The 12,935-nt window shown below is 34.0% G+C and carries 13 protein-coding genes; 1 reads left to right on the top strand and 12 read right to left on the bottom strand.

The window, feature by feature from the left end; genetic code table 11:
• The 12 genes from BLR30_RS06750 to BLR30_RS06695 all read right to left on the bottom strand — a co-directional run bounded on the left by BLR30_RS06750 (position 1) and on the right by BLR30_RS06695 (position 12,251).
• Positions 1 to 1,086, bottom strand: coding sequence for a glycosyltransferase WbsX family protein (locus BLR30_RS06750; protein WP_089856377.1), 1,086 nt, complete (start codon positions 1,084 to 1,086; stop codon positions 1 to 3).
• A 19-nt stretch (positions 1,087 to 1,105) separates the two neighbouring features.
• A complete protein-coding gene (locus BLR30_RS06745) occupies positions 1,106 to 2,026 on the bottom strand; it encodes a glycosyltransferase (protein ID WP_089856375.1) in 921 nt (306 codons plus the stop codon).
• A 35-nt stretch (positions 2,027 to 2,061) separates the two neighbouring features.
• Positions 2,062 to 3,162 (bottom strand): DegT/DnrJ/EryC1/StrS family aminotransferase, encoded by a 1,101-nt coding sequence (locus tag BLR30_RS06740; protein WP_089856373.1) that lies wholly within the window; start codon positions 3,160 to 3,162, stop codon positions 2,062 to 2,064.
• A 7-nt stretch (positions 3,163 to 3,169) separates the two neighbouring features.
• On the bottom strand, positions 3,170 to 5,038 hold the full coding sequence (locus BLR30_RS06735) for an acyltransferase family protein (protein WP_175443614.1): 1,869 nt from the start codon (positions 5,036 to 5,038) through the stop codon (positions 3,170 to 3,172).
• 9 nt (positions 5,039 to 5,047) lie between these two features.
• Positions 5,048 to 5,827: an acyltransferase gene (locus BLR30_RS06730; RefSeq protein WP_089856548.1), complete on the bottom strand. Its 780-nt coding sequence runs from the start codon at positions 5,825 to 5,827 to the stop codon at positions 5,048 to 5,050.
• Positions 5,817 to 6,224: a sugar 3,4-ketoisomerase gene (locus BLR30_RS06725; RefSeq protein ID WP_089856369.1), complete on the bottom strand. Its 408-nt coding sequence runs from the start codon at positions 6,222 to 6,224 to the stop codon at positions 5,817 to 5,819. Before BLR30_RS06725 ends, BLR30_RS06730 begins: the two co-directional genes overlap by 11 nt.
• The gene (locus BLR30_RS06720; protein WP_089856367.1) at positions 6,224 to 7,480 is read right to left on the bottom strand and encodes an ABC transporter ATP-binding protein; all 1,257 of its coding nucleotides are present in this window, start codon (positions 7,478 to 7,480) and stop codon (positions 6,224 to 6,226) included. Before BLR30_RS06720 ends, BLR30_RS06725 begins: the two co-directional genes overlap by 1 nt.
• 28 nt (positions 7,481 to 7,508) lie before the next feature.
• A complete protein-coding gene (locus tag BLR30_RS06715; RefSeq protein WP_089856365.1) occupies positions 7,509 to 8,357 on the bottom strand; it encodes an ABC transporter permease in 849 nt (282 codons plus the stop codon).
• A gap of 173 nt (positions 8,358 to 8,530) precedes the next feature.
• The gene (rfbA, locus tag BLR30_RS06710; protein ID WP_089856363.1) at positions 8,531 to 9,391 is read right to left on the bottom strand and encodes a glucose-1-phosphate thymidylyltransferase RfbA; all 861 of its coding nucleotides are present in this window, start codon (positions 9,389 to 9,391) and stop codon (positions 8,531 to 8,533) included.
• A gap of 50 nt (positions 9,392 to 9,441) precedes the next feature.
• On the bottom strand, positions 9,442 to 9,822 hold the full coding sequence (locus tag BLR30_RS06705; RefSeq protein ID WP_089856361.1) for a GxxExxY protein: 381 nt from the start codon (positions 9,820 to 9,822) through the stop codon (positions 9,442 to 9,444).
• 18 nt (positions 9,823 to 9,840) lie between these two features.
• Positions 9,841 to 10,932 carry a dTDP-glucose 4,6-dehydratase gene (rfbB, locus tag BLR30_RS06700; protein ID WP_089856359.1) on the bottom strand — a complete coding sequence of 364 codons (1,092 nt, stop codon included), beginning with the start codon at positions 10,930 to 10,932 and terminating at the stop codon, positions 9,841 to 9,843.
• Between the two features lie 5 nt (positions 10,933 to 10,937).
• Positions 10,938 to 12,251, bottom strand: coding sequence for a UDP-glucose dehydrogenase family protein (locus BLR30_RS06695; protein ID WP_089856356.1), 1,314 nt, complete (start codon positions 12,249 to 12,251; stop codon positions 10,938 to 10,940).
• A 208-nt stretch (positions 12,252 to 12,459) separates the two neighbouring features.
• Between BLR30_RS06695 and rimP the strand changes: the two genes are divergently transcribed.
• On the top strand, positions 12,460 to 12,927 hold the full coding sequence (gene rimP, locus BLR30_RS06690) for a ribosome assembly cofactor RimP (RefSeq protein ID WP_089856354.1): 468 nt from the start codon (positions 12,460 to 12,462) through the stop codon (positions 12,925 to 12,927).
• Positions 12,928 to 12,935 lie beyond the last annotated feature (8 nt).

Here is a 12,935-nt window from a genome sequence, read left to right as displayed (position 1 = left end):
TTATTTTGTGTTTTCTTCTTTCAGTACTTCCAGGTATCTTCTGCCATATCTGCGATCAGGTTCCAGGTAATTTCCTTCAGCCCATTCATTCCAGGATTTGATGAATATGATATTTTCATCATCCGGTTTATTTTCTACGAAATTTATTGCTTCACGTATATGTTTTCTGAAATGCTCAGGTGTAGAATCATGAAGAATCAATGTTTTTCCTTTACTTCTCGGCGAATGATCCCAGTTTGGGAAAACAGTAGGAATAATATTGTCTTTTTTTGATTCGTCTCCCAGCAAAACTTTTATAGCATCCTCATATTTATAGACAGGCAGATTTGCAGAAATATTTTTAAGCTTATATTTAAATTTCTCTTTTAAACTAAGCTTAGGTTTTGGAAGTTGTCGCTCAACTTCATTCATTCGGACAACATTTACGGCATCTAATCCAAGATCTAAAAGGTCCTGATATCTTCTGTAATCGAAAAGGTGGCCTATAAAATAAATCCCTTCCAGTTCGTTTTCTTTGGCTAAAGAATTCCATAAATCCATAAAAAAATTAACGTCCGGGATATCAAATGGTTTGTAAATGACAAACAGGGGTTTATTATTGACGCGGATATACCTTTTATCTTGAAAAGCAGGCAACAATTCATAAAAATGAGTGACATAATCTTCGGTTCCCGGATATTTCTGCTCCGCAAGAATTTGATTATTGAGTCCGTGCCATACCCCTTTCCAGGTTTCATTAGCCCATGCAAGGCAAAACGGAAAATCAGGTTTTCCTGTTTCTAATACTTCTTTGAAGGTACGTTCCAAAATTCTTTTTCCGTTTCCAAACCAATAATGCCAATAGCAAAATCCTTCAATGCCGTGTTCTTTGGCAAGTTGCGCCTGCTGCTCTCTTACTTCAGGAACTCTGAGGTCATAAAATCCAAGTTCTGAGGGCAAATTTGGCTGATGGTGTCCCGGAAAAAGCGGTTTTGCTTTCGTTACATTCGTCCATTCTGTAAAGCCTTTTTCCCACCATTCATCATTTTCAGGAATAGGGTAATATTGAGGGAGATAATATGCTATGGCTCGGGCTTTTGTTTTCATTTTATGTTTTTAAATATTCTTACCAGCTTTTATAATAAATTTTTTGAAAGAAAAGCAAAGTATTATAGGTGACATTTCCTGCGTTATTTAATATTAACTTTTCTGTAAGCGTTTTATTATCAAGTTCTTTAAGGTAGTTTCTGTGGCTTTCTGTCAGTTTTTTTTCTTTATACGCCTGATGTATAAGTTTTAATATTTTCTTCTTCATGACAGGCTGTTCTTTGTGTTTTAAATAAATGTCGAAAAAAGAAGCATTTAAAAAATTTTTCTTTTTATGGGAGTTTGTAGCATGTATTCTATAGCTGCATGATTTGTAATCATCATAGATGAAATTATATTTTTGACTTAACCTCAACCACATATCATAATCTTCAAAGGTTAATGTTTCGTCCCAACCCCCAATTTCCCTTATTATAGAAGATTTCGTGACACAAGACATGGCAGGAATGAAATTATCATTAAGCAAAGTCTCGTAAAAGTTTCCGGATTCAATGCTTAAGTATTTATGAAAATAGGGAATGAATGTATTTTGAAACCGTACCGAATGATCGTCTATTAGGTAAGCATTTGAAAATACCAAAGCTTCATTTTGGGAAGAGTTTTCAAGAATGTTAACATGTCGTTCCACTTTATCATATTCCATCAAATCATCTAATGCTATGGTGATAATATATTTTCCTTTCGAGAGATTAAGCAACTCGTTTAAAGATTTACAAATACCTTGATTTTGAAGATGATTAATGAACTGAATATTTAGTTGTGGATTATTTTCAATCCAATTGTTGATAACTTTCACCGAATTATCTTTGGAAAAATCATCGCAGATTAAAATTTCAATATTACTGTAAGTCTGTAATTTTATACTTTCCAGAGATTCTACAACAAACCGCTCCTGATTGTAACTAAGACATAAAATCGAAACAAGTGGCAACTGGGTCATGATTTCTTGAATTTATCTTTTATGAGAATTAAGTTTTAAAATCGATTCACAATTTCTATGACTTTATCCGTTTCTTCTTCGGTCATTACAGGAGAAATAGGCAGGCTTAATACTTCTTCGTGAATCTTTTCACTTATTGGAAAAGATAAGCTGTTCCACTCTTTATAGGCTTTTTGCTTATGAGGAGGAATGGGATAGTGTATCAGAGTTTGAATGCCATTTTCAGTCAGATATTCTTGAAGCTTTTCACGGTTTTGTACTCGGATTACAAATAAATGCCAGACATGCTCATTTTCATCAGTCGGGAATAGTGGAAGAATTATTTTTGGATTTGATATTTTCGAAATATATTTTCTTGCAATTTTTTTTCTGGTTGAATTTTCTTCATCAATATATTTTAATTTAACCCCCAACACAGCTGCCTGAATTTCATCTAATCTTGAGTTAAGTCCCTGATAGATGTTAATGTACTTCTGATCGGATCCATAATTGGCTAATGCCCTAATTATTTTTGCTAAATTTTCATCATTGGTGGTAACAGCTCCGGCATCTCCCAATGCGCCAAGATTTTTTCCGGGATAAAAGCTAAAACCAGCGGCATCTCCCAGATTACCTGTTTTTTTACCTTTCCATTCTGCGCCAATAGCCTGAGCGTTGTCTTCAATGATTTTTAACTGATATTTTTCTGCAAAGTCTTTAAGCTTATCGGAAAAAACAGTTCGGCCATATAGATGAACAATAAGAATTCCTTTTGTTTTTGAAGTAATATTTTCTTCAATTTTCGCAATATCAATATTATAATTATTAATGTCTGGTTCTACAAAAACAGGCACTAATCCATTGTCTGAAATGGCAAGAATAGAAGCTATGTACGTATTGGATGGTACGAGAATTTCATCTCCTTTTTGCATAATTCCCATTTCTATATATCCACGAAGTATGAGCCGTAAAGCATCTAATCCATTAGCCACACCGATAGTATGCTTTGTTCCTATATATTGAGAAAGACTGCTTTCAAAAGCCGAAAGTTCCTGTCCCATAAGATACCACCCGGAACGAAAAACATGAGAAAGTTTTTTTTCTATTTCGTCCTGATGTGTTAAATTAATTTTTTGCAGGTCTAAAAATTTAATCATCTTTTTATTATTTGTAGTTACAGTACTGCTCTAAGGACTGATGTATTTTTTGTGTTAAAATATTTTTATATTGTTCTGTTCCAAACAGTGTTAAGTGATTGGTATCATACATATAAGGGAAGCTATCTGAAGATACTTTTTCAATATTTTGATCGAGTAAGTCTATATATTTTTTGCCTAAATAGCGCTTTAAAAAAACATTGAAATTTTGATTTTCTTTTATATCTTTTTCCTGTACATACATATTTGCGTTATATTTTTTCTTTATATAATTGTACGTAGGATAATCTATTACATAAATGTCTGTCATGCCAATATAAATTGTTGGAAGATTATATTTTGAATAATATTTTTCGGTCAGTTGGATATTCTTTTTTATTTCTTCTTCAGAATACCCCGAATAATTAGCATTAATAATGATAAGATCTATGCTTTTATAATATTTTGGGATGTATTGTGTAAATACGTAATTAAAATACTTTACAGGATTTTCGTAAGCACTTTTAGAATTTTCCATGGGATATGTAGCATCTGCAGTTATTTGGATAAGATTGGAATTTTTTATACCAGAAAAGATGTTGTGAAGTGTTTTGGAAAACATTCCTGCATGGCTGTCTCCTAAAAGAATGATATTTTTTTTATCCGGAACAGGAATGTCTAAATGTTTTATAAATGATTGATAATCTTTGTTATATAAAAGATGCTTTGCATTAAACTTGTATTGTTTTTCAGCGGCTTTACTGAACTTATAGTTTGAAGCGACATTTATGAACTGGTATTCTTCGGTGTAATTTTTTGCATCAATTTTTGTAATAGAAAATGAGATGATAAATGCTATCATACTCATTGCCAAAATAGACGAAGTCTTCTTAGAGTAGTCTCTTTTTTCTACAAATTCATAAGAAAGTATGGCGAAAACAAATGAAAGCAATATGGTTAAAATACGATACTTTAAATTAATATTTACTTCAAAAAACAGTAGAAATACATAAAACGGCCAATGATATAGATACAGAGAATAAGAAATATTTCCCAGATAGATCGATGCTTTATTTTTATATATCCTGAACTCATAATTCATACAGATAAGCAATGCCGTAAAAAATACCGGAATTATAGCATATGAAGATGGCCACTTAGAAATATAGAAAAGAAAAATGAAGCATCCCAAAACCGAGAGACACAACAGAGCTACAACTAATTTTATTTTTGACGGAATTTTTTGTGACTTTTCTTCAAATAAAAAAGCAAGTCCACCCAACATCATTTCCCATGCTCTGGGATAAAAAATATAAAAGGAAAAATCTGTATCATTTATATTGTGTAGAAGCATCGAAAGAAATGAAATCGACACCAGTAGTAAAAAGATTATGGTGAACTTTGTTCTCTGGTTGTTATATATTTTTTTTAATAAAAGTAAAATGATAGGATAAATTAAATAAAACTGCCATTCTACAGAAAGAGACCAGGAATGTAATAGAAAATTGTATTGCGAGGAAGCATCGAAATATCCATTGTTGAGGTAATAATAAATATTAGAAAAGAATAAAATACTGGAAAATGCACTTCTTAAAAAAAATACAATCTGCGGTTGTAGAAAAATGAATATTAATATTGTAAAGATAATAATTAATGCCAAAAGAGCAGGAATGATGCGTATTACTCTTCTACTATAAAAGTTCCATAGATTAAAGTTGCCTTTATCGAAAGAAGACAAAATAATTTTTGTCATTAAATAACCCGATATGACAAAGAATATATCAACACCAATAAATCCGGACTTAAACCACGGAAATTTATAATGATAAAAAAGAACCGCGAGTACAGAAAATGCCCGCAAGAAAGAAATATCGTATCTGAATTTATTGGCTTCCAAGTTCTTAATTTAATCGTGTTCGTATCCGTTTTTGTTTTTCCAGTTATCAAATCCATCTTCTTCCCAAGGCATGCCTCGAGAAAAGTTGTAAGGCCATGGATAATGTGATCTGCCTGTTTCTTTTGATTTCATTTCGCGAACATCTTTGATTTTTTTTCCAGGATTACCTATTATCAAAGAATAATCTTCAAAGCTTCCTCCTATTAATGACTGAGCGCCTACTAAACAATGTTTACCGACTGTTGTTCCAGGTAATAAAACAGACCCCACTGCTATCTGGGAAAAGTCGCCTATTACAGGACCTATACACATATCGGAAGGAGGCATGGGATCATTGGTAAATACTACATATGGGTAAATAAAAACAAAATTTCCAATCGTAGAGTTTTGGCCGATATGCACGTTGCTGTGAAGCCAGCAGTTATTACCAAAAGTAACGTAGCCTTGTATATCGGTAACCGTACCCAATCTGCAATTATTTCCAAAAACAGAATTTTCCCTTACCGTAACACGATGTCCTGTGGAGAAATTATTTCCGAATCTCGAACCTGCATATAGTATGGTGTGGCTTCTTATCAAAGCATTTTCACCGATGACGGTTTCAGGATTTATATAATCATCTTTGAAATAATAGTCATTCAGAGGTTCTCCGATAATACAGTCATTAGCAATAATAGAATTATCACCAATTGTTACATAGTCATAGATTACAGTATTGTCACCAATTTTTACATTTTTGCCTATTACTGCTTTATCACTTATAAATACATTTCTGTTATTAAATTTCATATTCATAATTTTTAAAATCCTGATAATTTCTAAAATAGTCGCTTTCATCATATAGCTCGGAAGCTAAACATAATAAAACAGCGCTATGACTAAATTTAATATCTCTCCAGATAAGTCTTGGCAGATATAATCCTTTTGAAGGAGAATCGAGTACAAATGTTTCTTCCATTCCATGTAAGTTGATGGTATTGAATTCAATTCTTCCGGAAACTGCAAATATGAGCTGCTCTAATCTTTTGTGGGCATGGCCTCCTCTTACCACATCCTGAGGAGTATAATACGTCCAGTACACACGCTTGATTTCGAAAGGTATATTTTTCATATTTTCGGCCACGGTAATGAAGCCAAGAGAAGAATTACCAATTTTATCTAAACAGAAATATTGCGGATTATTCATTAGCTGATGATTTTAAAATCCAACTCAGGTCTTATAACTCCCGGGAGAAGCTCCATGTTTTTTCCAAGCTTAATATTTTCCACTTCAAAACCTATTATATTGGATATGGTGTACAATGGAATTCTTTGATTTTCACCAAAAATGAGTTTGAAGTAAAAATTTCCGGCATTAAGCAAATTCTTCGGAATGTCAAATTCAATACAATATTCTTTAGTTTCCGAATCATTATCCGTTGTGATAAGAACACCCGTATGAAAAACAGCCACTTCTTCATAAGTTCTCAGCTCAAAGGTTGCGTCTAAATTTATTCCAGGCCTATAATTAAAGAATCTTAATTTTACAGACACTCCGGAATTTATATCTAATAATTCTCCCTGTGTAGCCTTGGCAGAAAATTCAAGAATCTTTATATTCTCATTTCCCAATGCTGTTTCAATGGATCCTTCATGAATGTATTTGTTCTGGATTTCAGAATTTTTCTGATATTCAACGACCGTATCGATAATATCTCCTTCATAAACCAATTGTCCCTGATTCAAAAGAATTCCCTTATTACAAAGCTCTTTTATGGCTGTCATATTATGGCTTACGAAAAGAATCGTCCGTCCGTCTCCTTTTGTGACATCATTCATTTTGCCCAGACATTTTTTCTGGAAATCTGCATCTCCTACGGCTAAAACTTCATCTACGATTAGAATTTCCGATTCCAAGTGGGCTGCAACTGCAAAAGCAAGACGAACATACATTCCTGACGAATATCTTTTCACAGGCGTGTCAATATATCTTTCTACACCAGAGAAATCAACAATTTCATCAAATTTTCTGCTGATTTCTTTTCTGGTCATACCAAGAATGGCTCCGTTAAGAAATACGTTTTCTCTTCCTGTCATTTCCGGATGGAAACCCGTTCCCACTTCCAGTAAGGACGCAATTCTTCCTCGTGTGTAAATTTTCCCTGTGGAAGGTTTTGTTACTTTACTCAAAAGTTTTAGGAGGGTAGACTTTCCTGCTCCGTTTCTCCCGATGATTCCTACAGCATCTCCCTGTTTAATTTCAAAATTAATGTCACGGAGTGACCAGACGTAATCAGATTCTCCCTTTACAGTCCGGTCATTAGCTTCGCCAATTTTCAGATACGGATCTTCTTTTCCGCGCATTTTGTGCCAGAATCTGTTGAGATCATGAGATAGGGTTCCGGTGCCTACCTGTCCTAATCTGTATTGTTTTGATATATTTTCTGCTCTTAAAGCCAACATACTTTTAGAATTTATAAATAATAAAACTTTAAACGGTGTCCATAAAAGTCTTTTCCACCTTATTGAATGTAAGAGTACCAATCATGAGGAGTAAAAGGATAATGATTGTACTAAAAATAAGCATGACAGGCGAGAATTTTCCAATCCCAAGCCATGCGTATTTGAAACACTCAAAAATTCCTGTTAAGGGATTATAAACAGCAAGGTTTTTGAAAAAACCGGGTAATGCTGAAGTAGGATAAATGACTGGCGTTGCATACATATATAAGCTGACTCCGAACCCCAAAAGCATGCTCATGTCTTTATATTTTGTTGTAAGGGCAGAAAAAATCATCCCTGTTCCCAAGGCGAATAGTGCCATAAGAATTATCAAGAATGGGGTTGCCAAAATCCATAGGTTGGGCTGTATTTCTTCTTTAGATAAATAATACATCCAGGCGATCAAAAATAAAAGAAATTGTATCCCGAATCGCATCAGATTAGAAATTACAATAGATAAAGGAGTTACGAGCCTTGGGAAATAAACCTTACCAAAAATACCGGCATTTCCCACAAATGTAGAAGAGGTTCCTAAAAGACACGATGAAAAATAATTCCAAAGCGTAACACCGGAAAGATAAAATAATAAAGGTGGTGCGCCATCTGTAGGAAGATTGGCAATTTTTCCGAAAACAATAAGATAAGTAATGGTGGTGAAAATCGGGTTAATAAAAAACCAGACAGGACCTAAAATTGTCTGCTTAAAGCTTGATATGAAATCCCTTTTTACAAACATGTAAACGAGATCTTTGTACTTCCATACCTCTTTTAATTTTAAGTCAAACAAAGAATGCCGGGCTTCAATTATTTCGGTCCACTGTTGTTGTGGTTCATTCATCTGTGTATAGTTTTATGCAAATTTATATTATTTTAGTAATATTTCATATTTTTTTTCTTAAAAAATTATCATTTAGTTAAAAATTAAAAGTTTAGTAACCAATATTAATATTCAGTACACAAATAAAAAAACTGACAAGCCGAATGTCAGTTTTATTTTTTAAGTTAATATATTTATTTAACAAGATTTTTAAGATACTCGCCGTAACCGCTTTTTCCGTATTTTACAGCAGTTTTAAGGAGCTGTTCTTCACTAATGAATTTATTTCTGAACGCAATTTCTTCAATACACCCTATTTTGAACCCCTGTCTTTTTTCAATTACCCTTACAAATTCTGAGGCATCATTCAGTGATTCAAAAGTTCCTGTATCCAGCCATGCTGTACCTCTATCGAGAACGCCCACTTCCAGTTTGCCTTTATGAAGATAAACGTTATTTACATCGGTTATTTCAAGTTCTCCTCTTGCAGAAGGCTGAATGTTTTTTGCAATTTCTACAACTTCATTGTCGTAAAAATATAAACCTGGGACGGCATAATTTGATTTTGGTTTCAATGGTTTCTCTTCAATGGATACCGCTTTGAAATCATTATCAAATTCTACTACACCATATCTTTCAGGATCTGAAACATGGTAAGCAAAAACTACTCCGCCTTCAGGGTTTGTTTTATTTTTAAGTAATGTTCCCATTTCGGAACCATAGAAAATATTATCACCCAGTACCAATGCAGCTGCATCGTCTCCAATGAATTCATCCCCCAGGATAAATGCCTGTGCCAATCCGTCCGGACTTGGCTGAACAACATACTGAATATTACAGCCTATCTGTGAGCCGTCACCCAAAAGTTTGATGAACCCTTCCTGGTCGTGCGGGGTTGTAATGATTAAAATATCCTTGATTCCTGCCAACAATAATGTTGACAGCGGATAATAAATCATTGGCTTGTCATAAATTGGCATCAGCTGTTTGCTAACGGCAATTGTAAGAGGATAAAGTCGGGTTCCTGATCCTCCGGCTAAAATGATACCTTTCATTATTATTCAAATTTTTACGAATATTTCGAATTTATCAAATTTCGTATTGTTTATAAATTAATAATACGTTTGTATTTTAAAGATTTTTCTCCAAAATTAATAAGAATGCCTAGCTTTTTATTTGTTGCTTTCAAATAATTGAGAAGCTGTCCGGAAAAATTTTCATGTAAAAATGTTGTTGATTTTAGTTCTATTACAATTTCGTTGTAACACACATAATCAGCTTTATATCTTTTATTTAATTCTTCTCCTTTAAAAAATATTTTAAGCATCTTTTCTTTCTCATAAGGAATATTATTTTTTATAAATTCCTTTTCAAGAATTTCACTATAGACAGCTTCTGCAAAGCCATTTCCTAATGTACTATGAATATCCATACAAATTCCGATTATTTTATAGCTTTCGTCTTTGTAAAGAATTTTTTCAGGCATCAATTCGTGAAATTCGTTTTAATTCGTCTCATTTGAATACTGCGAAGCATAATATTTCTGGTAGTCTCCGCTTGTCACATTCTCCAACCAGTCTTTGTTTTCAAGATACCAGTCAATCGTTTTTGCGAGGCCCTGTTCAAAAGTTACGGAAGGTTTCCATCCGAGATCTTTGTTGAGTTTGGTAGCATCTATGGCATAACGCTTATCATGGCCAGGTCGGTCTTTTACGAAAGTAATCAGCTTTTCAGAATATCCTTCAGGTCTGCCAAGTTTTACATCCATCTGTTTGATAAGTTCTTTCACCAAATCAATATTCTGCCACTCATTGAATCCTCCGATATTGTAGGTTTCTCCTGTTTTAGCTTCGTTAAAAATCTGATGAATTGCTTTTGCGTGATCGATTACAAAAAGCCAGTCTCTTGTATATTTACCATCACCATAAATAGGCAAAGGTTTTTCATTAATGATATTTGAAATGCAAAGCGGGATTAACTTTTCAGGAAAATGATTCGGACCGTAATTATTTGAACAATTTGATACGATAAAAGGCATTCCGTAAGTATTGCCATAAGCCCTTACCAAGTGATCTGAAGCAGCCTTTGAAGCAGAATACGGAGATTGCGGGTCGTAGGCTGTAGTTTCCAGGAAGAATCCTGTTTCTCCCAAACTTCCATACACTTCATCGGTAGAAATATGATAGAAAAGGTTTTTTCTTTTTTCGTCAGGAAATCTTCCGTGCGTATGATCTGGGTTGAGTGTCCAGAATTCTTTACATAAATTCAAAAGATTGGCAGTTCCGTTTACGTTCGTATTGATAAATGCCATCGGATCCGTGATGCTTCTGTCGACATGGCTTTCGGCGGCGAGATGTACGACCGCATCAGGATTATATTTTTCGAAAATTATTCTTAATTCTTCAGGATTTGTAATGTCTGCTTTCTCGAAAACGTAGTTGGGCTCATTTTCAATGTCCTTCAGGTTTTCAAGATTTCCTGCATAAGTAAGTGCATCAAGGTTAATGATTGTACTTTCAGGATTATTTTTTACAAATTCTCTTACAACGTGTGAGCCGATAAATCCTGCACCACCTGTAATGATTATATTTTTCATTTTCTTTAATTTACAATAGTTCTGCGGCCAATGCTTTTATAGTAAAATCCGTTTTGTTCAGGTATTTCCAGAGGGTACATATTTCTTCCGTCAAAAACAGCTTTATTTTTCATTTTTTTAGCCATTAATTCAAAATTAGGATTTTTGAATTCAGGCCATTCTGTTGCTATGAACAAAGCATCTGCGCCTTCCAGTGCTTCATACATGCTTTTGGCAAATTGTATTTTATCTCCCAGAAGTTTTTTAACGTTATTTTCTGCAACGGAATCATACGCTACAATTTTTGCGCCTTTCTCCAGTAAAATAGAGATATTGTCAAGTGAAGAGGCTTCACGGATATCATCGGTGTTTGCTTTAAATGCAAGTCCCCACATTGCAATTGTTTTCCCTTCGATGTTTCCGTCAAAATATTTTTCAATTTCGGGAACTAAAATTACTTTTTGCGCAGCATTTATCTTTTCTGTAGCTTCCAGAATACGGAAATCAAAATCATCATTTTTTCCTGATTTTATTAAAGCTTTTACATCTTTCGGAAAACAGCTTCCGCCATATCCGATTCCCGGGAATAAAAATCTGTGTCCAATTCTGTCATCGCTACCCATTCCAAGTCTTACTTTATCTACATCTGCGCCTACTTTTTCGCAATAGTTGGCAATCTCGTTCATAAAGGTAATTTTTACGGCAAGAAAGGAATTTGCCGCATATTTTGTAAGCTCGGAAGATTTTTCGTCCATGAAAATAATAGGGATTCCGGTATTGGTAAAAGGCTGGTAGATTTTTTCCATAATCTCCTTTGCTTTCTCCGAGCTCGATCCTACAACTACTCTCGAAGGATTCATGGAATCTTCAACGGCAAAACCTTCTCTCAAAAATTCCGGATTAGAAACTACATCAAATGGAATTTGTGTCTTGGACTCGATCACTTCCCTCACTTTATCGGCTGTACCTACCGGAACCGTACTTTTATTAACGATAACCTTATAATCTGTCATCATTTCACCGATATCATTGGCAACTTTCAGCACATAAGAAAGATCGGCAGAACCGTCTTCTCCGGGAGGTGTGGGCAAAGCCAGATAGATCACCTCACTTTTGTCTAATGCTTCCTTTAAATTGGTAGTGAAAAATAATCTTTCGGATTGTATGTTCCTTAGGAACATTTCTTCAAGGTTCGGCTCATAAATGGGAACTACGCCGTTTTTCATACCTTCTACTTTTTTTTCATCAATATCTACACAGTATACTGAATTTCCAAGTTCTGCTAAAGTCGTTCCTGTGACTAATCCTACATAACCTGTTCCTACAATAGTAATATTCAAAATGTATGTTTTTTAAATTAATACAAAAGTAATAAAAATACAATCATGCTAAACTTTTAAATAATAAATAACTTATCCTGTTGATAATAAGTTATTTTGCTTTTTTAATAAAAAGTTGTATATTTGCAGTGGATTTACGGAAAAACATGGGAAGGCCTTCGGAAGAAAGCCTTTTTTCGTACGGGTAAATCAGCATTTTAAATAACGTATGGAGTTTAGAAAAAGAATTGAAGAATTATTAAATGAGTTCCTGGAGACAAGAAAAGATCTGTTTCTTATAGATCTAAAAATCTCTGCAGGGGATGATATTACGGTGATTTTGGATGGTGATAACGGAGTTTCTCTGCAAGACTGTCTGGATGCAAGTCGCGCTATAGAATTTAATATGGATCGTGAAGAGCATGATTTCAGCCTTCAGGTAATGTCTGCCGGATTAAGCGAGCCGTTGGTAACTCCGAGACAATTTACCAAGAACATCGGAAGAGAAATTGAAGTATTGTTGAATGACACTACAAAAATTGAAGGCGAGTTGTCAAAAGTAGATGAAGAAAAAATTACACTTATACTTCGTTACCGAAAACCTAAAGACATCGGTAAAGGAAAAGTAGATGTGGAGGAGGAGAAGGAAATTCCATACTCTGAGATTAAAAAAGCATTAGTAACAATTAAATTTTAAAAAGAAAA

The organism is Chryseobacterium taeanense, from assembly GCF_900099685.1.
GTDB classification, from domain to species: Bacteria; Bacteroidota; Bacteroidia; order Flavobacteriales; family Weeksellaceae; genus Chryseobacterium; species Chryseobacterium taeanense.
This window is presented reverse-complemented; position numbering and strand designations above follow the sequence as displayed.